The 639-nt window shown below is 68.9% G+C and carries 1 protein-coding gene; it reads right to left on the bottom strand.

The window, feature by feature from the left end; genetic code table 11:
• A partial coding sequence (locus AC1D15_RS36000; RefSeq protein WP_477829853.1) for a DUF1579 family protein occupies window positions 1–515 on the bottom strand: 515 nt, incomplete at its 3' end.
• Window positions 516–639 lie beyond the last annotated feature (124 nt).

The following is a 639-nucleotide window of genomic DNA, read 5'->3' as shown; positions in this document are numbered from 1 at the left end:
ATGCGTGTCTGCGGCCCCGATCCGGTGCTGCTGGCGTAACGCATCATCCCGGCGTTCGTTTCGTCGATCGTGACCCACTCGTAGCGCGCGGCCATGTTGTCGTAGCCCAGCCAGCCGCGACGCCAGTAGTGCGACTTTGCCAGCGTGCCCTCGGTCGTGTCCTCGAGGTAGCGGCCGCCGGCCACCCATTGGCGACGTGTGACGATGTCGTCGGAGGTGATCGGCGGTGCATCGGCACTCCGGCCGAGGGTCGCGTAGATGCCCATCTGCACGCGCCAGCTGCCCGCCAGGGGCGCGAGCGTGGCGTGGCCCGGGCCCGGCAATCCGCGGCGCACCCATGCGGGCAAGTCGGTGGACGCCGCGACGGACGGCGTGGTGGCGTTCTCCTTGTCCTGGGCTTGCGTGGCTGCGAGCGCCAGGCCGAGCGCCGCGATACCGATGACCGTGGCGCGCATGCGCTTCCAGCAGATTTTCACAGGGTGCCTTTCGTGAACGCCAGCATCCAGTTTGCTCACCGACGCGTCGTCGGGCCATGGCCCTGCGACCGGTTTGCTTGGCCGTTCGTCCTGCGGCGACACACCTGACCGTTCAGCCTGCCGATTTCCCCAGCGCCGTGCTGACAGGCTTCGGGCGCTCGGA

The sequence above is a fragment of the Rhizobacter sp. P2_H2 genome (genome assembly GCF_056403375.1).
This window is presented reverse-complemented; position numbering and strand designations above follow the sequence as displayed.